General features: G+C 65.2%; 24 protein-coding genes. 12 read left to right on the forward strand and 12 right to left on the reverse strand.

The window, feature by feature from the left end:
* Positions 1-39: 39 nt before the first annotated feature.
* The 6 genes from AC5Y7D_RS26375 to AC5Y7D_RS26400 are packed head-to-tail and all read right to left on the reverse strand — an operon-like array spanning position 40 to position 7160.
* Entirely contained in the window at positions 40-810 is a 771-nt protein-coding gene (locus tag AC5Y7D_RS26375; RefSeq protein WP_499928719.1) for a glucose 1-dehydrogenase, read from the reverse strand.
* A gap of 37 nt (positions 811-847) precedes the next feature.
* Positions 848-1918, reverse strand: a complete 1071-nt coding sequence (locus AC5Y7D_RS26380) for a 3,4-dihydroxy-2-butanone-4-phosphate synthase (protein ID WP_499928720.1) — start codon at positions 1916-1918, stop codon at positions 848-850.
* Positions 1915-2430, reverse strand: a complete 516-nt coding sequence (locus tag AC5Y7D_RS26385; RefSeq protein WP_499928721.1) for a flavin reductase family protein — start codon at positions 2428-2430, stop codon at positions 1915-1917. The genes AC5Y7D_RS26380 and AC5Y7D_RS26385 overlap by 4 nt, the downstream gene beginning before the upstream one ends.
* Positions 2431-2432: 2 nt before the next feature.
* Entirely contained in the window at positions 2433-3488 is a 1056-nt protein-coding gene (locus AC5Y7D_RS26390; protein ID WP_499928722.1) for an alpha/beta fold hydrolase, read from the reverse strand.
* A gap of 17 nt (positions 3489-3505) precedes the next feature.
* Complete coding sequence (locus tag AC5Y7D_RS26395) at positions 3506-6019, reverse strand: FAD-binding oxidoreductase (RefSeq protein ID WP_499928723.1); 2514 nt, start codon at positions 6017-6019, stop codon at positions 3506-3508.
* Positions 6020-6050: 31 nt separating this feature from the next.
* Positions 6051-7160 (reverse strand): LLM class flavin-dependent oxidoreductase, encoded by a 1110-nt coding sequence (locus AC5Y7D_RS26400; protein WP_499928724.1) that lies wholly within the window; start codon positions 7158-7160, stop codon positions 6051-6053.
* A gap of 239 nt (positions 7161-7399) precedes the next feature.
* Between AC5Y7D_RS26400 and AC5Y7D_RS26405 the strand changes: the two genes are divergently transcribed.
* The 5 genes from AC5Y7D_RS26405 to AC5Y7D_RS26425 all read left to right on the forward strand — a co-directional run bounded on the left by AC5Y7D_RS26405 (position 7400) and on the right by AC5Y7D_RS26425 (position 12698).
* Entirely contained in the window at positions 7400-8350 is a 951-nt protein-coding gene (locus AC5Y7D_RS26405; RefSeq protein WP_499928725.1) for an enoyl-CoA hydratase, read from the forward strand.
* A 13-nt stretch (positions 8351-8363) separates the two neighbouring features.
* Positions 8364-9596, forward strand: a complete 1233-nt coding sequence (locus tag AC5Y7D_RS26410; RefSeq protein ID WP_499928726.1) for an acyl-CoA dehydrogenase — start codon at positions 8364-8366, stop codon at positions 9594-9596.
* Between the two features lie 9 nt (positions 9597-9605).
* The gene (locus tag AC5Y7D_RS26415) at positions 9606-10697 is read left to right on the forward strand and encodes an acyl-CoA dehydrogenase family protein (RefSeq protein ID WP_499928727.1); all 1092 of its coding nucleotides are present in this window, start codon (positions 9606-9608) and stop codon (positions 10695-10697) included.
* 2 nt (positions 10698-10699) lie between these two features.
* Positions 10700-12313, forward strand: a complete 1614-nt coding sequence (locus tag AC5Y7D_RS26420; protein WP_499928728.1) for an AMP-binding protein — start codon at positions 10700-10702, stop codon at positions 12311-12313.
* Positions 12314-12530: 217 nt separating this feature from the next.
* Complete coding sequence (locus AC5Y7D_RS26425; RefSeq protein ID WP_499928729.1) at positions 12531-12698, forward strand: hypothetical protein; 168 nt, start codon at positions 12531-12533, stop codon at positions 12696-12698.
* A 3-nt stretch (positions 12699-12701) separates the two neighbouring features.
* On the opposite strand, the gene tpx is transcribed toward AC5Y7D_RS26425, so the two are convergent.
* The gene (tpx, locus tag AC5Y7D_RS26430) at positions 12702-13199 is read right to left on the reverse strand and encodes a thiol peroxidase (protein ID WP_499928730.1); all 498 of its coding nucleotides are present in this window, start codon (positions 13197-13199) and stop codon (positions 12702-12704) included.
* Between the two features lie 122 nt (positions 13200-13321).
* Here tpx and AC5Y7D_RS26435 point away from each other — a divergent pair, with 122 nt between their 5' ends.
* Together AC5Y7D_RS26435 and AC5Y7D_RS26440 are read left to right on the forward strand one after the other, a co-directional pair.
* Positions 13322-14272, forward strand: coding sequence for a GlxA family transcriptional regulator (locus AC5Y7D_RS26435; RefSeq protein ID WP_499928758.1), 951 nt, complete (start codon positions 13322-13324; stop codon positions 14270-14272).
* Between the two features lie 14 nt (positions 14273-14286).
* On the forward strand, positions 14287-15030 hold the full coding sequence (locus AC5Y7D_RS26440; RefSeq protein ID WP_499928731.1) for a DJ-1/PfpI family protein: 744 nt from the start codon (positions 14287-14289) through the stop codon (positions 15028-15030).
* Here the strand turns inward: AC5Y7D_RS26440 and AC5Y7D_RS26445 are convergent.
* Complete coding sequence (locus AC5Y7D_RS26445) at positions 15014-15496, reverse strand: nuclear transport factor 2 family protein (protein WP_499928732.1); 483 nt, start codon at positions 15494-15496, stop codon at positions 15014-15016. The genes AC5Y7D_RS26440 and AC5Y7D_RS26445 overlap by 17 nt on opposite strands.
* Positions 15497-15514: 18 nt before the next feature.
* Here AC5Y7D_RS26445 and AC5Y7D_RS26450 point away from each other — a divergent pair, with 18 nt between their 5' ends.
* Both AC5Y7D_RS26450 and AC5Y7D_RS26455 read left to right on the forward strand, forming a co-directional pair.
* Complete coding sequence (locus tag AC5Y7D_RS26450; RefSeq protein WP_499928733.1) at positions 15515-16282, forward strand: SDR family oxidoreductase; 768 nt, start codon at positions 15515-15517, stop codon at positions 16280-16282.
* A gap of 37 nt (positions 16283-16319) precedes the next feature.
* Positions 16320-16682: a hypothetical protein gene (locus AC5Y7D_RS26455; protein WP_499928734.1), complete on the forward strand. Its 363-nt coding sequence runs from the start codon at positions 16320-16322 to the stop codon at positions 16680-16682.
* Between the two features lie 77 nt (positions 16683-16759).
* Here the strand turns inward: AC5Y7D_RS26455 and AC5Y7D_RS26460 are convergent, their stop codons facing one another.
* Both AC5Y7D_RS26460 and AC5Y7D_RS26465 read right to left on the reverse strand, forming a co-directional pair.
* Positions 16760-17524 carry a YqjF family protein gene (locus AC5Y7D_RS26460; protein ID WP_499928735.1) on the reverse strand — a complete coding sequence of 255 codons (765 nt, stop codon included), beginning with the start codon at positions 17522-17524 and terminating at the stop codon, positions 16760-16762.
* Positions 17525-17581: 57 nt separating this feature from the next.
* Positions 17582-17950 (reverse strand): SpoIIAA family protein, encoded by a 369-nt coding sequence (locus AC5Y7D_RS26465; protein WP_499928736.1) that lies wholly within the window; start codon positions 17948-17950, stop codon positions 17582-17584.
* Between the two features lie 76 nt (positions 17951-18026).
* Here AC5Y7D_RS26465 and AC5Y7D_RS26470 point away from each other — a divergent pair, with 76 nt between their 5' ends.
* From AC5Y7D_RS26470 to AC5Y7D_RS26480, 3 genes are all read left to right on the forward strand, one after another.
* On the forward strand, positions 18027-18551 hold the full coding sequence (locus tag AC5Y7D_RS26470; protein ID WP_499928737.1) for a hypothetical protein: 525 nt from the start codon (positions 18027-18029) through the stop codon (positions 18549-18551).
* 102 nt (positions 18552-18653) lie between these two features.
* The gene (locus AC5Y7D_RS26475) at positions 18654-19394 is read left to right on the forward strand and encodes a peroxiredoxin (RefSeq protein ID WP_499928738.1); all 741 of its coding nucleotides are present in this window, start codon (positions 18654-18656) and stop codon (positions 19392-19394) included.
* A gap of 32 nt (positions 19395-19426) precedes the next feature.
* Positions 19427-20284, forward strand: a complete 858-nt coding sequence (locus tag AC5Y7D_RS26480; protein ID WP_499928739.1) for a bile acid:sodium symporter family protein — start codon at positions 19427-19429, stop codon at positions 20282-20284.
* Between the two features lie 3 nt (positions 20285-20287).
* On the opposite strand, the gene AC5Y7D_RS26485 is transcribed toward AC5Y7D_RS26480, so the two are convergent.
* Both AC5Y7D_RS26485 and AC5Y7D_RS26490 read right to left on the reverse strand, forming a co-directional pair.
* The gene (locus AC5Y7D_RS26485) at positions 20288-20959 is read right to left on the reverse strand and encodes a GAP family protein (RefSeq protein WP_499928740.1); all 672 of its coding nucleotides are present in this window, start codon (positions 20957-20959) and stop codon (positions 20288-20290) included.
* 2 nt (positions 20960-20961) lie between these two features.
* Positions 20962-23286, reverse strand: coding sequence for an arylsulfatase (locus AC5Y7D_RS26490; protein ID WP_499928741.1), 2325 nt, complete (start codon positions 23284-23286; stop codon positions 20962-20964).
* Positions 23287-23301 lie beyond the last annotated feature (15 nt).

Below are 23301 nucleotides of genomic sequence, written 5' to 3' on the forward strand. Positions count from 1 at the left end.
TGTCGAGTTTTGCCACGTCCGTGCGGGACAACGGGGGGTTCACCACAGCGCGGCGACGGTTCCGCCGTCGGCGATCTGAGTGGTGCCGGTTACCATCGAGGCGTCGTCGGAGAGCAGGAACGCGACGATGCTGGCCATCTCCTCCGGAGCGGCCATGCGTCCCTGCAGGCGGGCGATCAATGCCAGCGCGCCGCCCTCCCCGAGGGCTTCGTCGAACATCGTCATCGCGGTCTGTTGCATCGGGGTGTCGACGAAGGCGGGCAACAGTGCGTTGGCCCGGATGTTCGACGAACGCAATTCCGCGGCGGTGATGCGGCTCAGGTGGCTGATGGCCGCCTTGGACATGCCGTACGCCCCGGAGCCACCGACCGCGATATGGCCGGCCAGCGACGACATGTTGACGATCGCTCCGCCACCACGCTCGATCATCCTGGGCGCAGCATGTTTGGTGCACAACCAGGCGCCGCGCAGGTTGATCGACATGACGCGGTCGAAGTCTTCGACGGTGGTGTCGATCAGCGAAGCGAAGTGAACGACACCGGCATTCGCGACGAGTTTGTCCACCCCACCGAACAACGTGACGCAGGACTGCACCATGGCGATGACCTGTTCCTCGTCACTGACATCGGCCTGGTGACCGACCGCGCCGTGACCGACCTTGGTAGCCGCGGTCTCGGCGGCCGCGGCGTCGATGTCCGCGCACAGCACCTGACACCCCTCGGTCGCAAGCCGCTGCGCCACTGCCAGGCCGATCCCGGCCCCGGCCCCGGTGACGATCGCTGTTTTTCCGGCCAGGTCTGGGTGCGTCATCGGTCACCTCGTGAATGTGTCTGTCGTACTGAGATTTTCAGCCCGCCGCTGCCCAAGTCTGGGTTTCGATGCCGCGTTCACGGATCGCCCCGAACAGCACAAGACCAAATCCTGGCATGTCGTCGGCGAGTTTGAGGGCATACACCCCGAGATCACGCAGCATCCACCCGACGGTCTCCGCGGCGGGGTCAGCGGTTTCGCTGCGCCCGAACAAGCCACAGGCCCGCGGCTGTCCCGCCGGCCGCAGGTACAGTACGACACCACTGCCCTGCGCCGACATCCTGGTCAGGGCACCCTCGAGTTCGCCGCTGCACCGGCAAGCCTTGGAGCCGAACACATCTCCGGTCAGGCACTCGACGTGCACGTGTATCGGTACCGGTACCCCTGGTCCGGCGGCTCCGACGATGACCGCCAGATGCTCTCCGCCGTCATGCACGTCGCGAAACCCGATCACCCGAGAGGTACCGGCCCAGGTGGGCAGGACGGCTTCGGCCAATCGGACCACCTGAGGTTCGGTTCGGCGCCGATACGCCACCAGTTCGAACATGGACACCACAGCGAGCCCGTGTTCGACAGCGAACTCGAGCAATTCGGCACCGCGGGCGACCAGCACCGGGTTGCGGCGCGACACGATCTCACAGAAGCCGGCCGCCCTTCCCCGCCCGGCCAGGCCTGCCAGGTCGACGGCTGCCTCGGCGGCGGCGCGCCGGCCCAGCACGCCGTCGGCGCGGGCCTGAACCGGGAGCACGTGACCCGGGCGCTGCAGATCGGACGCGACCGTGTCAGGCGCCGCCAGCGCCGCGATGGTTCTCGCCCGATCGGCCGCCGAGATGCCGGTGCCCGTCCCGCGCACGTCGACGGACACGCAATCCGGGCTGTCGCCGTGGCACATTGGTGCCAACCCAAGCCGGGCACACTCGTTGCCCGGCAGGGCAACTCGGACGTACCCGGTGGTGTGGCGGATGGTGAAGTGCAGCAGGTGCGCAGTGGCGGCGCCGGCGGCGAACACCAGGAAGCCGTCACCGTCGGCACCGTCGCTGAGGACGACGGGCTGCCCCGCGGCTATCGCGGTGAGGGCGCGTCGCACTCGCACATCGGTGGTTTTCATGCGGGCTCCCGCTGCGCAGCTGCGAGTCGGCGGAACCGGCTACCGTGAAACACCAACGGTGCACGGTCGAGATCGGCTTGCAGCGAACAGATCTCAAGCAGGACGATGAGGTGGTCGCCGGCCGGGATCTCGTCACGCAGCCGGCAGTCCAGCGCAGCGGTTGATCCGTGAACGATGACGCTGCCGTCCGGTAGCTCGGTCCAGCCGACTCCGGCGAACCTGTCTCCGGTCTTGCGGGACAGACTGATGCAGGCTTCGTCGTGTCCTTCGGCCAGCACGCTGACACCAAGGTAGGGCCGCCGGCGCAACAGCGGCCACGTCGTCGATGTGTGTTGGATGCAGACCGATACCAGCGGCGGGTCGAGGGACACCGGTGTGAAAGCGCTTGCGGCCATGCCGATCGGCACCCCGTCCACTGCGGCACAGACGGCGATCACGCCGGAGGGGAAACAGCCGAAGGCCCTGCGCAGCGTAGCCCCGTCGAGACGATCGGTGGTTACCTCGACGACCATCTTCAGCGCAACCCGTCCAGGAAATCCACCAGCAACCGGTTGGTCTCATCGGGAGCTTCCTGCTGAATCCAGTGACCGACGTCGGCGATCATGTGGGTGCCGCGGTAGTCGGACATCACCTCATCGGCGCGTTCGACGGCTTCGGCGCCCCAGGTGGTGCCCACGTCGTACTGGCCGCCGATGAACAGTGCGGGCGGGGTGAGCGGCTTGCCTTCCTGGTCGGCCAGGTCGTGCCAGTCGTTGTCGATGTTGTGATAGAAGCTGAGCGGGCCGCCGAAACCCGAGCGCTCGAATTCTGCGGTGTAGAAATCGGCATCGGCGTCGGTGAACCAGGACGGCATCGTCTCGGGATAAACGAACGCGTCCTTGAGCTTTGCGCCTTGCGCCATGCACAGGGGGCCGGCGCGGATCACGTCGATCGGGTCCATGGCGGCCAGGTCGACGCCGGCGTCCACTGCCGCCTTGGTCGCCGCGATCATCCCTTCACCGGAGACGGTGTAGGTCAGACCCAACAGCCAGCTACGCACGTCCTCTTCGATCTCGGCGATGATGCCGTCCTGTGCGGAGAAGTAGTCCTGATACCAGACGCGGCCATCGCCGGCCAGTTCCAGGTGGTAGTCGTTGGGCCGATGTTCGCCGAAAGGACTGCCCGGCAGACCGATTACGCCCCGTCCGGCGAAGGGAACACTGATGCCGACCACGCCGGAGCACCGGTCGGGGTGCAACCAGGCGAAGGTCCAGGCGACCGGTGCTCCCCAGTCGTGCCCGACGACGAACGCCTTGTCCTGACCGTAGGCGCCGACGACACCCACGATGTCGCCGACCAGTTCCTTGATGCGGTAAGCGGAGTTCAGGAAGTACTTCGACGATCGCCCGTAGCCGCGCTGGTCGATGGCAATTACCCGGTAGCCCGCGGCGGCTAATGCCGGAATCTGGTGGCGCCACGAATACCACGACTCCGGGAAACCGTGAATGAGCACCACCAAGGGGCCGTCACCCTCTTCTACCGCATGGATGCGGGTGCCCCGGCAGTTCAAGCTCCGATGAACCATGCTCACGTCTCCTCCAGCTCCCTCTAGCGCCCGTGACCTGCGGCCGCGCCCACGAGTTGCTCGGCAGGCTCGGCCGGTATCGGGCGATTCTGGTAATTGCGGGCGATCAACGTCTTCTCCCCCGACAGCCGGGTTCGTGCCCACTTGCCGATGACGCGGCCGGCGATGCCCGGCTTCATCAGCGCCAGCGGTGGCTTAACCAGGTGGACGACGGCCAGGAACTCGCGGTAGGCGTCGAGGTCGTCGTGCACCAACTCCAGCAGACGGTCCATATACCAGGTGAGCACCCCGAAGTAGAACGGCCGCTTCTTGTTCACGTCCTTGATCCAGTTGAACCGCAGATTCTGTTCGCGGATCACGAACCAAGCCGTATCCGCCATCTTGGCTATCGACCGGTAATAGCGGCGCGGCAGGTCCCGGTGCCCGGGTCCGTACTTGGCCAGCAGCACCTGCATTTCGCGGACTTCCTTGAGCGCCAGGCTCATTCCCAGCCCCGAGACCGGGTCGGCGCTGGTGTAGGCGTCGCCGACGGCCAGCAGTGCACGCGGCAGATTACGCTTCTTCTCGTAATGCAGCCGCAACATGTTCGGGTAGCGGAAATTGTAGATCGGCGAGGCCGGCTCCAGACCGTCGATGTTCTCCCCCACCACCGGTGAGGGCATCAGATCGGCGAATTCCCGGAACTCCTTGGCTGTTCGGGGCGGCGAGTAGCAGTTGTAGGCCACCAGTGAGGTGGACAGCAGAGTGCGCGAGCTGTCGGTGTAGTACTGCGCGGCGTAGGTGTCCTCGAACGGACGGTACGCATAGCAGATCACCATGACCTTGTCCTGCCACTGACGCTCGGGTGGAACGCGGTGCTGCATGGTCGAGTAGAAGCAGTTGATGATGTCCTGCTCCACCTCGGGTGCGCCGATGCCGATGCGTTCCAGGAACTCCGGGACCCGGGTGTTCTTGCCGGACGCGTCGACGACGAACTCGGCGGGTATCACCACGGGTTCGGAGCCTACGGCCACCCCGATGACGGTGTTCTGGGCGCGGTCGAACACCAGATCGGTGACCTCGGATTCGTAACGGAAGTCGATCCGTGATTCGCCGTCCAACCGGCGTCGCACACACCATTCGAGCAATGGTCTTCCGGCACAGACGATCTCGATGTCGCTCGTGCCCGGCTTCTTCCAGGACCCACCCAACCGAATCCGGTACTGAGCCGCCATGTCGACCTTGAAGGCCCCCTCACGGACCATGTCGTCGACGATGCCGGGAAAGAATCGCTCCAGTTCGATCTGTCCCGCGGTGAGCAGATGATGCAGATGCCAGCCCTGGGCTGCGCCCGGCCTGCCCTCCCGTCGGCGGTGCGGATCGTCCTTCTCCAGCACGATCACCCGCTCGAAGGTCTCACTGCACACCTTGGCCGCCGCGATACCCGCGATGCTGCCGCCGATCACCACGGCAGTCCCACGGCCGCGCCGGCGCACCTCACCGATGTCCATCTTGGTGTAGTCGACGCGTGCCGGCGTGCGCCGGCGAGCGGCGCCACTGGCAACGAACTTCTCGTAGTAAAGCCCGACACGCTGAAAGCCGTTGTTGTCCAGCCACAACCGGGTGGCTTCCACCATCGCTGCCGGACCGCACAGGTACACGTCGGCGTCACCACCGGCCAGCATCCGCTCGTCGAGCAGATCGGTGACCAGGCCGGTGGGCCCGTCCCAGGCGGCGTCCGGGTTGCTGACGATGACATGTAGCTCCAGGGCGGCGACGCGGCGCCGCAACGCTGTGAGTTCGTCGAGCTTGCAGAGGTCTTCGGCCGCGGTGACCCCGTAGAGCAGATAGACCGGTTGGCCGGTCTCGGCGGGCAGGCTCTCGGCCATGGCCAGGATCGCCGACAAACCGGTGCCACCGGCGACCAGGATGACCGGTCGCACCACGGGGCGCAGATAGAAGCTGCCCTTGCTGCAGCGCATGGCAATTCGATCACCAGGCCTCGCCCGGTCGCGCAGGTAGTTCGACATCACACCGTCGGGCAGCAGCCTGATGATGAACTCCAGATCGGGGCCGCCGTCGGGTTGGGCATAGGAGTAATTGCGCCAGGTGTCGGTGCCGGGCACCTGCAATTGCGCGAATTGGCCGGCCTTGTATCGCAGAGTGGCGCCCAGACCCGAGACATCGATCCGCAGTATGGCCGTAGTGGGTGACACCAGGTCGACCTCGGTCACCACACCTTCACCGGTGATCAGCAGCGCCGCGTTGTCGTCGGCCGGGTATTGCAGTTCGATGCGGCAGTCCGAGGTCGGGAAAGTCTGACACGTCAGGATCTTTCGCGCCGCGCGCTCCACATCGGACAGTCCCTCGGTGCGTCCCATCTCGTACTGGCCGGAGGCGCAGCCGGCCACGCAGGTGCCGCAGATTCCGCTCTGGCACTCGTTGACGATGGCGACGCCGTGTTCCTCGGCGGCATCCAGCATCGTCTGGTCCGGACGCACCGGCATCGTCCTGATCGTTCCGTCTGAATAGCCAACGGTGACTTGGCGAACCGTCATCGTGGTGCCTCTCCTCGACTGTGTGGTCGCGCTAGACGACCAGGGCGACCGGTTTCTTGGCGATTCGGGCATTGAGTCGGGGCATGACCTCTTCGGCGAGCAGACGCAGCGATTCCTTCCACGGACCCGGGTTCTCCAGGTAGTCGAACCCGAGCACCAGCAGGTGGCCGAATCCGCCCACCTGGTCGTAGGTGGCCTCGAGTTTGTCCACGACCGTTTCCACCGAGCCGACGACGAATGCGTTCTCGGCCAGGTACTCCGGAGTCACGTCATCGTCCGGCACCGACGGGTTGTGCTTGTAGAACTTGGTCATCCCGAACATGCGGAAGGTGGGCAGCGTGTATTCGCGCATGGCCCGCCCCATTGCGCCGTCGACGGCGTAACGGAACGCCTGCTCGTCGGTTTCGGCCACCAGGACCTCACGTACCAGCCGCCAATCCCGGCGATCCGGGGTGCGGCCGCTGCGCTCGGCACCTTCCAGCACCGCGTCCCAGTGGGTGGCCACGTACTCGGCGTTGAGATCCAGGCTCATGGGAATGTAACCGCGTTCACCGGCCAGCTTCAGTGTCTCTGAGCCGGCACTGAAACCAGTTACCCCGATGGGTGGGTGCGGGCTCTGGAACGGCTTGATGTGCCGCTTCATCAAGCCCTCGAACATCGGGGAAATGCCGTTGACGTTCCAGTACTTTCCGCGATGCTCCCAGGGGGAGTCATCGGTCCAGATGCGCAACATGATCTCCAGCGCCTCGCGCGTCATTTCGCGGTGTTCGCCGTTCTTGCCGTCGACGTCATACAGCGCCCAGTCGCCGGGAATCCCGCTGGCCCCCACGCCCAGCATGAACCGGCCCTGGGCGAGATGATCGAAATAGGCGACCCGGTGCGCCAATTCGACCGGGTGGTGATACGGCAACAGGTGGGCGCCTGGAGCGACCTTGATGTGCTTGGTGCGCAACAACGCTTGGGCCAGCAGCAGATCGGGGGCGCAGATCGGCTCCCACGGCACGGTGAAGTGTTCACCGACCCAGGCCTCTACATATCCGAGCCGGTCGGCCAGCTCGATGATGTCGAGGTCCCACTGGGTCGCGTCGTACAGAGTGCGCTCCGGTGGATGGGCCGGCATGAGGAAGATTCCGATCTCCATCGTTAACCCTTCTTGGTCGTATGTGCCCCCGCCGGGATTCCGGCGCGCCGCGGTTGGCTTGTTCTCTCGCTAACACAGTACTAGCAAGATACTTCGTTGTACACAAGATGCTTTTTGCTTGGGGATTCTCCTGTTCGTATGCCGATATATGGCGTATTGGCTATGGACATAGCGGCGAAGTTCCGCGTAACCTCGCACGGGTCAGAGGTTCTGCGCTCAGTGAGCAGCAAGGAGTCACCATGAGTGTCACCGGGCTCGGTCCGGTCGATCGCCGGTCCAATGGGGAGCATCCCGTGCAGGGCTTCGATTTCATCCGCTATGAGACGCGTGACGATGGGCTGATTGCCGTCATCACCCTGAACCGCCCCAAGCAGCGCAATGCGCAAACCCGCGGAATGCTCGTGGAGTTGGGCGCCGCCTTCGAACTCGCCGAAGCCGACGACACCGTCCGGGTCGTGATCCTGCGGGGTGCCGGTCCCGCCTTCTCGGCGGGCCATGACCTCGGATCGTCCGACGACGTCAGAGAGCGGGCACCGGGGCCGGACCAGCACCCCACCTACCACTGCAACGGCGGGACCTTCGGCGGGGTGGAGTCACGCAACCGGCAGGAATGGCACTACTACTTCGAGAACACGAAGAGATGGCGCAACCTGCGCAAGATCACCATTGCCGAGGTGCACGGCACCGTCCTTTCGGCGGGTCTGATGCTGGCGTGGTGCTGCGATCTCATCGTCGCCGCTGCGGACACCGTGTTCGCCGACGTGGTGGGCACCCGCCTGGGTATGTGCGGGGTGGAGTACTTCGGCCATCCCTGGGAGTTCGGGCCCCGTAAGGCCAAGGAACTTCTGCTCACCGGCGACTCGATCGGCGCCGATGAAGCCCATGCGCTGGGGATGGTCTCGAAGGTGTTTCCTGCCGACCAGTTATCGCACAGCACAATCGAATTTGCGCGCAGGGTCGCCAAGGTGCCGACCATGGCCGCGCTGCTGATCAAAGAGTCGGTGAACCAGACCGTCGACGCGATGGGCTTTTCCACCGCCCTGGACGGTTGCTTCAAGATCCATCAGCTCAATCACGCCCACTGGGGTGAGGTCACGGGTGGAAAGCTGTCGTACGGCACCGTCGAGTACGGACTCGACGACTGGCGAGACGCGCCGGAGATCCTGCGCGCGAACAAAAACCGCCCTTGAGGTACACCGGGCAATGGACATCACCTATCCGCCGGAGGCCGAAGCCTTCCGCGACCGGATCCGCGCGTTTCTGCACGAGCACCTGCCCGAGGATTGGGCGGGACCCGGGGCGCTGGCACCGGCGGCGCGCGACGAGTTCGCGCGGCAGTGGCGGCAGTTGCTGGCGGCCAACGGCTTGGTCGCTGTGTCCTGGCCCGAGGAATTCGGTGGCGCGGGTCTGTCCGTGATGGCGCAGGCGGTGCTCGACGAGGAGTTCGCCCGTGCGGGCGCGCCCGAAGGGCTGGAGAACGACCTGCTGGGCATTCAGCTACTGGGTAATACGCTGATTGCGCTGGGTTCCGAAGAGCAGAAGGCACATTACCTGCCGCGTATCCTCAGTGGCGAGGACCGCTGGTGTCAAGGGTTTTCCGAACCCGAAGCGGGTTCGGACCTGGCGTCCGTGCGAACCAGGGCGGTGCTCGACGGAGACGAGTGGATACTCAACGGTCAGAAGATCTGGACGTCGGCGGGACCTACCGCGAACTGGATCTTCGTCTTGGCGCGAACCGACCCGGACGGACCCAGGCACAACGGGCTGTCGATGCTGCTGGTACCCATGGACCAGCCCGGCCTGGCGGTTCGCCCGATCGTCAACGCGGCCGGACACGCCTCGTTCAGCGAGGTGTTTCTGACCGACGCGCGCACCCCGGCCGCCAATGTGATCGGTCGGGTCGGCGATGGCTGGCGGGTGGCGATGACGCTGCTCGGCTTCGAACGCGCCTCCCAGGTCACCACCGCTGCTATCAATTTCGGCCGTGACCTCGACCGGTTGTGCGAACTGGCCCGCGACCGCGGCAAGCACACCGATCCCCTCGTTCGTGATGCGTTGGCATGGTGCTACTCGCGGGTCCAGATCATGCGTTACCAGGGATACCGCGGCCTGACCTCGTTGATCAACGGACAACGGCCCGGTGCCGAAGCCGCGATCAGCAAAGTCCTGTGGAGCGAGTACTTCCAGCGTTACACCGAACTCGCGGCTGAGATTCTGAGCCTCGAGGCACTGAGCGCCGACGGTTCGGGCAACGGGGAGGCGCTGATCGTCCCGGCGGTGGGTACCCCCAACTCGGCCGCCTGCTGGCTGGATGAGTTGCTCTACGCTCGCGCCGCCACGATTTACGCCGGCAGCTCCCAGATCCAGCGCAACGTCATCGGGGAACAGCTGCTCGGTCTTCCCAAGGAGCCACGTCGAGACACCGGCACGACCTGAAGAACTGAGATGGATTTTCGCTACAGCACCGAACAACACGACTTCCGCGCGTCACTGCGCCGCTTTCTGCGCCAACACGCTCCACCGGCGCGGATGCGCGAGGTGGCCGCGGCAGACGGCTTCGACCGGCAGCTGTGGCGGCGGTTGTGCGGCGAGCTGGAGCTGCCTGCACTCCACACGCCGTCCCAATACGGTGGACTGGGCGCCACAATGGTCGAGATGACCATCGCCTTCGGCGAGCTCGGCCGGGCGCTGACACCAGTTCCGTTCGCCGCCAACATTTTCGCGATCGAAGCCGTGCTGCGGATGGGCGACGAAGAGCAGCGGAAGAAGCTCCTGACCGGCCTGCTCACCGGCGAACAGGTCGGAACGCTGGCGGCCGGCGGGCACGACATCGCCCAGGGGGCAACCGTTCGAGTGGAAAGACGTGGCGGCCGAAGTCTGCTCAGCGGCGAGTGCAGCCCCGTGCTACACGGCCATGTCGCAGACCTGATCGTCGTTCCGGCGTTGGTGGACGATCGGGTGGTGGTGCACGTCGCGGCCACCGACGCGCCGGGCGTGACCGTCACGCGACTGCCTTCCTTCGACATCACCCGGCCGGTGGCCAGGCTGCAGCTCGACCGGGTTCCGGCCGAACCCTTGACCGCAGGTTCGGCCGAGGACCTTCAGGCAGTGCTCGACGTGGCGCGCGTGCTGCTCGCTGCGGAGATGCTCGGCGGCGCCGAGGCATGCCTTGAGCTGGCAGTCGAATACGCCGGAAGCCGAAGGCAATTCGGCCGGCCGATCGGGTCCTTCCAGGCGGTCAAGCATGTGTGTGCCGACATGCTGATCGAGATCGATGCCACCCGGGCCGCGGTGATGTTTGCCGCGATGAGCGCCACGAACAGACAGGAATTGCACGTCACCGCGCCCTTGGCCAAAGCGCAGGCGGCGGACGCCTTCATGGTGTGCGCCGGATCGGCGATCCAGATCCACGGTGGGATCGCGTTCACCTGGGAGCACAACATGCATCTGTACTTCCGGCGCGCCAAGACCACCGCAGTGATCTTCGGCAGCAGCGCCCAACACCGTGCCCTGCTCGCCGACCGCGCCGGTCTCTAGGCATGGATTCCTACGCGGCCGGGCCGGTCGACATCGCATTGCTCGAGGAGACGATTGGTGCCAACTTCGAGCGCACGGTGCGCGCTCACCCCGACGCGGAGGCGCTGGTCGACGTAGCAGGCAGACGGTGCTGGACCTATGCCGAACTCAACTCCGAGGTCGACCGATTGGCAATCGCCCTGGTGGCCAGTGGCATCCAGCGAGGCGACCGAGTCGGCATCTGGTCACCCAATTGCCCGGAGTGGACAATCCTGCAGTACGCCACCGCCAAGATCGGCGCCATCCTGGTGACCGTCAACCCGGCCTACCGTACCTACGAGCTGTCGCATGTGCTGCGTCACTCCGGTACCCGGCTACTGGTATCCGCGGCCGCTTTCAAGACCTCCGACTACCGCCGCATGGTTGACGAAGTAGCCTCCGACGCAACAAATCTGGCTGAGGTCGTGTTTCTGGGCACCGGTGACTGGGACCGGCTTGGGCAGCGCGCGGCCGGGGCGGGCAGCGCAGTGTTGCGGGACCGGATGACCGTCCTGTCCCCGTCGGATCCGATCAACATTCAATACACCTCCGGCACAACGGGATCACCCAAGGGAGTCACCCTGTCACACCGCAACATCCTCAACAACGGGTTCTTCGTCACCGAGCAGATCCGGCTCGGGCCCGGTGACCGATTGTGCATCCCGGTGCCGTTCTACCACTGCTTTGGCATGGTGATGGGCAACCTGGGCTGCACCAGCCACGGCGCCACCATGGTGAATCCGGGCGCGGGGTTCGACCCCGCCGCAACGCTGCTGGCCATCGAGCAGGAGCGCTGCACCGGCGTCTACGGGGTACCGACGATGTTCATCGCCATGCTCGGACACCCCGACCTGGCCCGCCGCGACGTGTCGTCGCTGCGTACCGGGATCATGGCCGGTGCGCCCTGTCCCGTGCAGGTGATGAAGCGGTGCATCGACGAACTGCACATGGCGCAGGTGTCGATCGCCTACGGCATGACCGAAACCTCGCCGGTGTCCTGCCAAACCACGGTCGACGATGACCTGGAGCGTCGAACCGAGACAGTGGGCCGGGTGCATCCGCATGTCGAGGTCAAGATCGTCGACCCCGGGACCGGACGGGTCGTGCCGCGAGGTCAGTCCGGGGAACTGTGCACCCGCGCCTACTCGGTGATGCTGGGTTACTGGCGCGACGACGAGAAGACCAGTGCGGCGATCGACGACCAGGGGTGGATGCATACCGGTGACCTGGCGATGATGCGTGACGACGGCTATTGCGTGGTGACCGGACGAATCAAGGACTTGATCATCCGCGGTGGCGAGAATCTGTCACCGCGTGAGATCGAGGAGTTCCTGCATACCCACCCCGATGTCGAAGACGTGCAGGTGTTCGGCGTTCCCGACAGCACCTACGGCGAGGAGGTCTGCGCGTGGATCAAGATGCGGCCCGGGCGGGCGGCGCTGGATGTCGAGGGGGTCCGGGCGTTCTGCTCGGGACGGCTCGCGCATTACAAAATCCCGCGCTATGTTCACTTGGTTGACAAATTCCCTATGACAGCGACCGGGAAAGTCCGCAAAATCGACATGCGTATGGAAACGGCGCGGATGTTGGGGCTTTAAGTACGCAATGTAAAACGGTTTGACAATCGGAAGAGCGTCGCTACCAGCGGGGTTGCGATGTAAGCGGCAATTTTCGAATTCATCAGGAAATGGTGTCTCCGAAAAACCTGGCTCTTCCAACGGTACTCGTTTGGCGATAACCTGTTGCCGTCGCGATATTTCCCCGGCGCTGGTTATGCCAGCGGCCGCCGGGTGTGGTCGATATTAGGAGTCAGCGATGAGTGACAGGAACAGGGTGCGGGTGGTCCGCGCGGTCTTGGCCGTGCTGATGACAGCCATGGGCGCCATGATGCTAGCCGGCTGCCCCGCAACCAATGCCGGTCCGCCCCTGGAGCCCCGGGCTGCCGACACGGTGACCGTGCCGGTCGAGTTTCCGGGCAGCTGACCGTCAGCCGCCCAGCGCAGCGATCGCGGCGTCGTAATCGGGCTCCTGCGCGATCTCGGGCACCAGCTCGGTGTGCGCGACCTTGCCGTCGGCTCCGATCACGACAACCGCCCGCGCCAGCAGCCCGGCCATCGGGCCGTCGACCATGGTGACGCCGTAGTCCTTGCCGAAGCTGTCGCGGAACGCCGATGCCACGCTGACGTTCTCGATGCCCTCGGCGCCGCAGAACCGCTTCTGCGCGAACGGCAGGTCGTTGGACACACACACCACCGAGGCGCCGCTTCCGGCGACGCGCTCGTTGAAGGTCCGCACGCTGGAGGCGCAGACCGGAGTGTCGATGGACGGAAAGATGTTCAGCAGCACCGCTTTACCGTTGAACTGGTCGCTGCTGAAGGGGCTCAGATCGCCGCCCGTCATCGTGAATGCAGGGGCTGGTGACCCGACGGCGGGAAGTTCGCCGACGGTGTTGATCGCATTTCCGCGCAAGGTTATCTGTGCCATGGGCCTAGTCTGCCAAAGACGCTTTCCCTGACCTGCGCCCAGGTCCGATGTCCTGATTTGTGGGATACATGGCGTAGACGCCAGGACCGCCGGTGGCCAAGACTGTACCCATGGCTCGCAAAGTGGTCCGCAAAGTCGTGATCGTGGGCTTTGCCGGGGTGCAGGCGCTGGATCTGGTGGGGCCCTACGAAGTCTTCACCGGTGCATCCCTGCTCACCAGCGGCGGCTACGAGGTGGTGGTGGCCTCCCCTGGCGGTCAGCCCATCACCACGGCCACCGGCCTGGGTTTCCTCGGCGTACCGCTGCCCGATCCCGGCGACCACGTGGACACCGTGGTGCTGCCCGGGGGTTCCGGTGTGGATGCCGCGCGGACCGACGTCGAGTTCCTCAATTGGATCAGGGCAGTCGCCCGCACCGCCCGTCGCGTGGTCACCGTCTGCACGGGCGCGTTCCTGGCCGCCGAGGCGGGGTTGTTGGACGGGCATCGCGCCACCACGCACTGGGCCTTCGCCGACCGCCTGGCAGCCGAGTTCCCGAAGGTCGAGGTGGACCCGGACCCGATCTTCATTCGCAGCGGCGAGCGCATCTGGACGGCCGCCGGTGTGGCCTCCGGTATCGACCTCGCCCTCTCGCTGGTCGAGGACGACCACGGAACCGAGGTCGCGCAGACGGTCGCCCGCTGGCTGGTGCTTTACCTGCGCCGCCCCGGCGGCCAGACTCAGTTCGCCGCCCCGGTGTGGATGCCGCGCGCGAGAAGACCGTCGATCCGCGAGGTGCAGGAAGCCATCGAAGCCGAACCCGGCGGCGCACACAGCATTGACGACCTGGCCCGGCGGGCCGCCATGAGTCCGCGGCATTTCACCCGGATCTTCACCGAGGAGGTCGGCGAGGCGCCCGGCCAGTACGTCGAGCGGGTGCGCACCGAAGCCGCGCGCCGGCAGCTGGAAGAAACCGACGACACCGTGGTGGCGATCGCCTCCCGCTGTGGCTTCGGCACCGCGGAAACCATGCGGCGCAACTTCATTCGCCGCGTGGGCATCCCGCCCGACCAATATCGCAAAGCGTTCGCCTAGCAAAGGAAACCGTTATGACTCAGATCGCGTTCGTGGCCTACCCCGGGTTCACCGCATTGGACATGATCGGCCCGTACGAGGTGCTGCGGCAGTTGCCCGACACCGAGGTACGGTTCGTCTGGCATGAAGCCGGACCGGTCACCGCCGACTCCGGTGTGCTGATAGTGGGGGCTACCCACTCCCTGGCCGAAACTCCCTCCCCCGACGTCATTCTCGTCCCCGGCGGCCCGGCGACTCCGGTGCACGCGCGCGACGAGAAATTGCTCGACTGGCTGCGGCAGGCCAATCGAACAGCCTCCTGGACCGCCTCGGTGTGCTCCGGCTCGGTGATCCTGGCGGCCGCGGGATTGCTGCGGGACAAGCGCGCCACCTCGCACTGGATCGCACTTCCGGCTCTCAAGGCCTTCGGGGTCACTCCGGTCGGCGACCAGCGGATCGTGCACGAGGACAACGTCATTACCAGCGCCGGGGTCTCCGCCGGAATCGACCTCGCCTTGTGGCTCGCCGGGCAGCTCGGCGGTGAAGGACGTGCGAAAGCGATCCAGCTGGCCATCGAGTACGACCCACAGCCGCCGTTCGACTCCGGTCACATGTCGAAAGCATCGGCGGCGACGAAAGCCGCCGCTACCGCGCTGCTGTCCAAGGACAGCCTCAAGCCGGCCAATATGAAGGCGACGACGTTGCTGGCCTGGGAGCAGGCGCTGTCCGCCGCGCGTTCGCGGCGTCGCAAGCGGCAACCGGTCAGCTCTCCCGCCTAGGCCCCGGAATCGCGTCCGTGGCGAGTTTGCCGCCGGCCTGCAGCCACGCTGCGACCACCCGCGGCGCGTCGCGGTTGGGGTTGTAGATGTCCTCTTCGCTGGCGAACAGTCCATCGCCGGCGTAGACCAGCCGCGTCCAGTTGGGGAACCAGAACGGCTCCCCGTCCGGCTCGGTCGGGTGGTCGAGCAGGTTCTTGATCATGATGACCACAGCGTCATTGTCTTCGTCATAAGCGGTCCATTCCGACGGGAAGCGCATGTGCGGAAACGGGGCCATGACGTCGACGATCCACTGCCGAACCGCCTCGCGGCCGTGAAAAACCCCGTAGTGATGCTCGGTATAGACAACGTCCTCGGTGAACAGGTCAGCGAAGGGGCGCCAGTCGCCCGAGGCACTGCATCCCTGCACGACGGTGGTGTAGTGCCGGACCGCCTCCTCGATCTCTGCTTTGGTGTAGTTGCCCATACCGGACACACTAGAGGCATGAGCGTGTTGGATCTGTTCGACTTGCACGGCAAGAAGGCACTGGTGACGGGGGCGTCCAGCGGCATCGGTAAGCAGGTGGCCCTGGCCTACGCGCAGGCGGGTGCCGAAATCGCGCTGGCAGCAAGGAATTCGGCTGCACTGGAGGCGCTCGCCGAGGAGATCGTGGCGGCCGGCGGCAAGGCCGTACCGCTGGCATGCGACGTGACGCAGCAAGATCAGGTGACCGCCGTGGTCGACCGGATGACTGCGGAGCTGGGCGGGATCGACATCGCGGTGTGCAACGCCGGCATCGTATCGGTGACACCGATGCTGGATATGCCGCTGGAAGAGTTCGAGCGCATTCAGAACACCAATGTGACGGGCGTATTCCTCACCGCGCAGGCAGCGGCGCGGGCGATGGTCGCGCAGGGCCGCGGCGGGTCCATCATCACCACCGCATCGATGTCCGGCCACATCATCAACATCCCGCAGCAGGTGGGCCACTATTGCACGTCCAAGGCTGCGGTGATCCACCTGACCAAGGCGATGGCCGTCGAGTTTGCGTCGCACAACATTCGGGTCAACAGCATCAGCCCCGGCTACATCATGACCGAGCTCGTCGAGCCCCTCGTCGAATACCACCGGCTGTGGGAGCCGAAGATTCCGCTGGGACGCATCGGCCGGCCCGAAGAACTCAACGGTCTGTACCTGTACCTGGCCAGTGCGGCCTCCAGTTACATGACCGGCTCGGACCTGGTGATCGACGGTGGATACTGCCTCCCCTGAGTTCCGCTGCGCGATCTGTGGCGAGGTGGCCGGGCGCGTGGGATTCGTGACGCCCGCCGACGCGGTTGCCGGCGAAGCACCGTCCGCTCTGCAAGCGCTGACCGAGTTGGACGTCCTCGAGCGGCCCCAGGGTCAGGCCGCACTGGTGGTGCAGACCTTCTTCGGCGTCACCAGCCTGGCCGTGTCGGCGGAACAAATCGAGCCGGTGAGCCGAGCGATCGCCGAGGCCGATGCGTCGGCGCTGTACCGGGCCGGCTACTGCTATGCCCCGTTTCACTGCCCGGACTGTGCGGCGTCTTACTGTGGCGCGCACTGGAATTGGCGAAACTTCGACGACGACCCGTACAGCGGCGTCGAAGGTGACTGCCCGCACGGGCACTTTCATGTACTTGTCTACTGACTTTCAGCCGCCACAGTGAAACTCACGCCGCTGCCGCGGCGAGCCGTGTCGTGAGATGCACACTCGACGGGTGGTGCTTACCGCACCACGCACGGCCTACCGAAATAGGTTTGCACACCTGCCGAATACAGTGCGCGCAACCGGTTGCCGGCGGGCTGTACTCCGGCCGCGTTCACCAGTTCGTCGTGCAGTTCGGAGATTTCGGCTGCCTGCAGCGGCCATGGGTCGTGTTCGTTGGGTACCCACCAGGTGCGGCCCGCCTTCCGGGTGTGCGCCCCCCAGCGGGCGGTGAGCCAGATCTCCAACGGTGTCGGTTCGATGATCTCGCCGACCGTGATGGTCATCAGACTGCGCAGCCCGCGCCGGGGCCAGCGCCGCACACTGTGATAAGTGATCTGGCGCCCGGATCGAGTCATTCGCATCTTCGCCCAGGTGTACGGGATGCCGAGACCGATGCGGGTGATGGGTACGACGGCAAGCCGAGCCGTTTCCAGGGACCGGAACAGCACGCCGTGGCGGCCGTCGTCGTCGATGGAGTACAGCCGGACGTTCGTCTCAAGGAAGCGCCCGAAGTACGGAAGCGGTACTGCTGCACCGAGTTTGGTGTAGGACATCGCGAACGGAACCAGCCCGACATAGGTGTTGTCGTCGGCGAAGACGTCAGGACGGGTGCCGGGCGGGTACAGATGCGCGATGCTCTCCGGCGCCACCGGCCAGTGCACGAAGGTCAGATCGCTCCAGTGCTGGTCGAAGGTGACTGGACGTGATAGCGGCGGCGGCGTCACCGGGTAACCGGCCAGGACCGGATCCTTCTCGGCCGGCAGGTCAGGTGTGGCGGTCACCGGACCATCGTGACACGCACGCCGGACATGCGGTGTGCCGCGTTGTAGCGCCGGACATTACGCTCCATCGACGATCCATTGCCGTGCCTGGTCCTGCCGGCCGGCGGGAAAATGACGAATCGTGGCTGACACGAAGTGTGACGCCAGGTGCTCGGCCACATCCCCGAGGTGCGAGTCGGTCACCACCGCGACCTTCTTGATGTGCTTCTGATGATCCCGAACAAACCTGAAGTGGGTGACCATGGCACCGAAACTGTCCCATCCGGGAAAGGTGGGAGCGCTGATGATCAGACCGTTGAGGTCGCCGTTCGCCTCGATCACGGGATCGACGACCTGCGCGAGTTGCGCGAAGTCGTCCTTGTTGAGTGCAGACTCCGGTCGCACCAGCAGGACGGAATGAGCAGAGTCGAGTTCGTGCTCGATCATGGCGGGCTCCTCGATGAAGGGATGTCACGATGGTCCCGCCCTTGACACCGGCGAATAAGAGGCCAAAGTCATCCATATGTGGGCGGGTACGCGTGGGTTCCGAAGTAGGCGACTGCAGCTTGCCGGGTTGGTGTTGGCCGGATCGATACTTGCGCCGGCCGCTCACGCCGATCCTGCGTGCTCCAACGGGCAGCCCGACGCCAAGCCCACCGGTAAGGGACAGCAGGTGCTGGTCGACTACTTCGCGGCGGTCAACGCCAAGGATTACCTCACGGCGTGGGGATACCTCGGTCGGCAGGTACGTGCCATGTACGGTGCGGCGTCGCCGGAGCTGGACGCGGACGGGCTGGCGAGCTATTCCTCGAACATGCGTCGGCATATGAAGTGCGTCCGCGTAACATCGATCGCCAACGCCCCCACGAGCGACCCCGATGTCTCCGCCTCGCTCGGAATCCAGTGGTATCACGTGACATTCGATGCCGAATATCTCTCCAGGTTCGACGCCGGGGGCACCCTGCCACCGTTCTACAAGACGCAAGCCGACCCGCACCAGGGGGCCGGGCCACCGCCGCTGATCATCGGCCAGGCGACCAGTCCCTGACGGAGTCAGAAGACCGTTGGCCTCACCTCAGAGGGCGTTAGTCCCTATCGCGTCAGGGCCACGGGTTGTGCAATGGTGCAAAACACATGTGAAGGGACCGACATGACCAGTACCGAGACCGCCCCCTCGACGGTAGGTGTGCCGCGCATCGGTGACCCGGCGCCGGAATTCACCGCCGCCACCACTCAAGGGCCGATCAACTTTCCGGCCGACTACGCCGGCAAGTGGGTCATCTTCTTCTCCCATCCAGCTGACTTCACTCCGGTATGCACCAGTGAGTTCATCACGTTCGCTTCGATGCAACAGCAGTTCGCGGCGTACAACACCATGCTGGTGGGGTTGTCCGTGGACGGCTTGTACAGCCATATCGCCTGGTTACGAACGATCAAGGAAAAGATCACTTTCCGCGGCATGCATGACGTCGAGGTCACCTTCCCGCTGATCGAGGACGTCTCGATGGAGATCGCGAAGAAGTACGGCATGATCATGCCGGGCGAGGACTCCACCAAGGCGGTGCGTGCTGTCTTCGTCATCGACCCGGAAGGCAAGATCCGCGCTGTCATCTACTACCCCCTGAGCCTCGGCCGCAACTTCGAAGAGCTACTGCGGGTGGTCAAGGCGTTACAGACGGCCGATCACTTCCACGTGGCGACGCCTGCCGACTGGCGTCCGGGAGACCGGGTGATCGTGCCTCCCGCAGGGTCGTGCGGCGTCGCCAGTGAGCGTATGGACGGCCGGGCCGAGGGCATCGCGTGTGAAGACTGGTTCTTCTGCACCAAAGAGATCAGCGCCGAGGAGGTCGAATCCGCGATCCGAGCGGGTGATCACCCGCGAGTGGGCTGATTGGACAGTCCCGCCGTGGCAGGCTGTCCGTCGTGACGGTGGCAGAAGCGGCGAAGATCGCATTTCAGATAAGCCTTTTCGTGGTGATCCTGGGTTACGGGCTGACGGCGCAATTCGCCGACGTTCGATATGTGCTGCAACACCCGGGGTTGCTCGCGCGCTCGCTACTTGCCGTGCTGGTCGCTACACCCGCCCTGGCAGTGTTGCTGGTCAATGCCGTAGACGTTCGGCCACAGGTCGCCATTGCGCTTGTCACGCTGGCCATTTCGCCGTTGCCTCCGCTACTGCCACGGCGCGGGGAAAAGGCCGGCGGACAAGTTCAGTTCGGCCTGGGGCTGGTGATCGTGCTGGCGGTACTTGCCGTCCCCGCGCTGGCCGTGGCCGCAACGGTGTTGGGCGATGTATTCGGGCGGCAGTATGTATCGAGCCCGTGGTCGGTCGGCAAGTTGATGTTGGTCTCGGTGTTGTTGCCGCTCACCGCGGGCATGGCGATCGGGAAGTTCTGGCCGGCAATGTCCCAGCGGATCGGGGGGCCGATCGAGCGCGCGCAGCGCTGGGCGTTGCCCGTGGCGATGGTCGTGCTGTTGGTCGCAGCGGCGCCGCAAATGTGGAAGCTGTTGGGTGACGTCACCGTGGTCGCCATGCTCGTGTTCGTCGTGGGCGCCTTTGCGATCGGGCATGTGCTGGGCGGCCCCGATCGCCAGTTTTCGGCGGTGGTGGCCTTCGCGAGCGCCTGCCGTCACCCGGCGACCGCGTTGACGATAGCCTCGGCGAATTTTCCCAATGCCGACGAACGGGGGGCTGTCGCGCTCTATGGCGTCGTGACGGCGGTGGTCGGTGTCCTGTACAGCCGATGGCTACGCCGTAGTGGTGCCGCGTCGCGCGCGTGACACCTACAGGAATCCGAAGCCGCGCAACGCCTTCAGCCCGAACCAGATCCCGAAAATCAGACCGACGAGAACCACGATGGGGCGGTGCTTGTCCTGCAGCCAGCGCAGCACCCGGTCCAGCACCGACCGTGACCGGTCGCCGAATATTGCCGCGGCGCCGATGATGATCAGGTTCACGCTGGTGGCGAGCAGGACGAAGGCGACATAAGACGTCATGTGGGCTAATCGCCCCATCTGCGCGCTGCCGATCACGCCGATCGCCGCAAAGGTGAAGACCCATGCTTTCACCGACACAGTGACGACACCCGCCCCGACGAAGAAGGCCTTGGTGGGTGTCGCCGACATCAGCATTGTGATCCATTTCGGGGGCGGCGCGTTCGGGTCGTCGGCAGTCAGCAACTCGCGTGCGGCGGTGACGAGGAAGAGCACGGCAACCACCAGCAGGACGGTCGATATCACCCAGTGGTAAGCGTGGTTCGAGTCGCCGCTGCGGGCTCCCCAATGCAGGATGGTGCCGAAGACGAGGCCCTGTAGCAGCCTGGTGCCGACATGCCCGCAGATCCAGGCGCCGGCCGCCCGGAGGCGAGAAGGCGTACCCAGCAACATGATCGTGATCATGATTTCGATCGGCTCCAGTGCGCCACCGAGAATCAGCGGGACGAGGCTGCCCCACACCGTTATTGCGAACCCATCGCGGAGCGCATCTCGGCCTCGGCCAACGCAGCGGCCAGATCGCCGGGACGCGGGTCGATGGTTGCCTCGATTCGGTCGATGCGCCCCGTGAACCGGAATGCCTGCCCGTAAGGCGCGACCGGCGAACCGGTATCCACTCCGACGTCCAGCGTCTCGCCGCTCATCGAGAAGCGGAACGGGACCGAGCGCTCGATGCGGCCACTTGCCAACGGGCGCTCGTCGACCGATAGTGAGATTGTTGCCCCTTTGCCCAGTCCCCCGCCGTCGTAGGCGAACGAAAGCCCCAGGGTGACAGGGCCTTCCGGCAGCGGGTCCACGGCAGTCACCGTGGTGAGTTCATGGCCGAGGTAGTTGTAGGTGAACATCGGGACGCCGTACTGCAGATACAGGCTCCACCCGGCCATCGCCCCGCCGATGCAGATGATCACCCCCTGTGCCCCGCCCGCCGGGATCACCAGGTGCGCCCGCAGGCGGAACGACGTGCTGGTGTAGGTCAGCGTCGCCGTCTCGGGGATCCGCACGTGACTGGGGTAGTACGTGACAGACGTGCGTTCGCCCAGCAGGTTCGGCCGGTTGACCGGCAGGGCTCGGGCAAGGGTGGCGTCGCTGAGCGGGTACACGTTGTACCTGCGGGCCTCGGCGTCGAAGACCACCTGTAGTTCCGCGAGCTTCGCCGGGTACCGCTCGGCGAGGTCGACGCCCTGGCTGAAGTCTTCGGCGAGATGGTAGAGCTCCCAGCGTTCGGTGTCGCCGAATGGGTGGCCGCCGGTTCGCACCCAGGGCAACCGGCCGTGAAAACACGACGCGATCCAGCCTTCGTGGTATATCGCCCGGTTGCCGAAGATCTCGAAATACTGCGTGGTCCTGTGGCTTTCGGTATCGGGACGGTCGAAGGAGTAGCGCATGCTGACTCCCTCGACTGGCTTCTGCTCGACGCCGTTGACACGCGCGGGCATCTCGATGCCTGCTGCCTCGAGTATGGTCGGCATGACGTCGATGACGTGGTGAAACTGGGAGCGCTGTTGCCCGGCCGCGGCCATCCCCTGCGGCCATGAGATGGCCAGCGCGTTGCGGGTGCCGCCGAAGTGGGACGCCACCTGCTTCATCCACTGGAAGGGTGCATCGAGCGCCCAGGCCCAGCCGACGTTGTAGTGGTTCTCGCACCGCGCCGTTCCGAAGTCATCCAGATGGCTCAGCAGCCATTCGGGATCCTCGGGCAGCCCGTTCTGGAAGGCGGGTGAACTCCAGGCGCCGTGGATCGTCCCTTCGGCCGAAGCGCCGTTGTCACCGCAGATGTAGATGAACAGCGTGTTGTCCCACTGCCCCAGTTCGTCGATGGCGTCGATGACCCGGCCGATCTGTGCATCGGTGTGGGCCAGGAAGCCGGCGTAGATCTCCATCAGGCGCCGGGCCACCGGCTTGTAGCGGTCGTCGTAGTCCGCCCAGGCCGGTATCTGTTCCGGCCTCGGCGTCAGGACGGTGCCGGCCGGAATGATGCCCAGTTCGATCTGCCGAGCAAATATCCTCTCGCGCAACGCATCCCAGCCGTCGTCGAACTGCCCGGCGAATGCGTCCGACCACTCCGGCCAGACCTGGTGGGGACTGTGCGTGGCTCCCGGAGCGAAGTAGAGAAAAAAAGGCTTACCGGGCGCGGAAGTCTGTTGACGCTGGATCCAGCCGATCGCCTGGTCGGCCAGATCTTCGGTGAGGTGGTAGTCGTCGCGGCCGGCATAGGGCTCCACCGGGGTCGTCTGGTCGAACAGTGCCGGTTCGTACTGCGAGGTATCCCCACCGAGGAAGCCGTAGAAGCGTTCGAAACCCAGCCCGGTGGGCCAACGGTCGTATGGTCCGCTGGGGCCCAGCTCCCAGGTCGGCGTGAAGTGTGCCTTGCCGAACAACGCGGTGTTGTAGCCGTTCATTCGCAGGATCTCCGCGACGGTCGCGGTGCTCTGCGGTAACACGCTGTCGTAACCCGGGAAGCCATAGGCGATCTCGCAGATCGTGCCCATGTGCGCGCTGTGATGATTGCGGCCGGTCAACAACGCGGCGCGGGTCGGCGAGCAGAGCGCGGTGGTGTGAAATTGGTTGTAGCGCAGACCGCTTTGAGCAATACGGTCGAGTGCAGGCGTCGGCACCGGACCGCCGAACGGGGCGGCCGCCCCGAATCCAACATCGTCGAGCAGGACTACGACGACGTTGGGTGCCCCTGCGGGAGGGAAGGTGATGGCGGGCTTGACCGGTGTGGAGTCGGCCAGCGACGGATTGATCACCCCGGTGAATGGTTCGGTTGTCCGCGGCAGGTCGACCACTTTGCCTCCTAGTTC

Source organism: Mycobacterium sp. NGS49 (assembly GCF_059812565.1).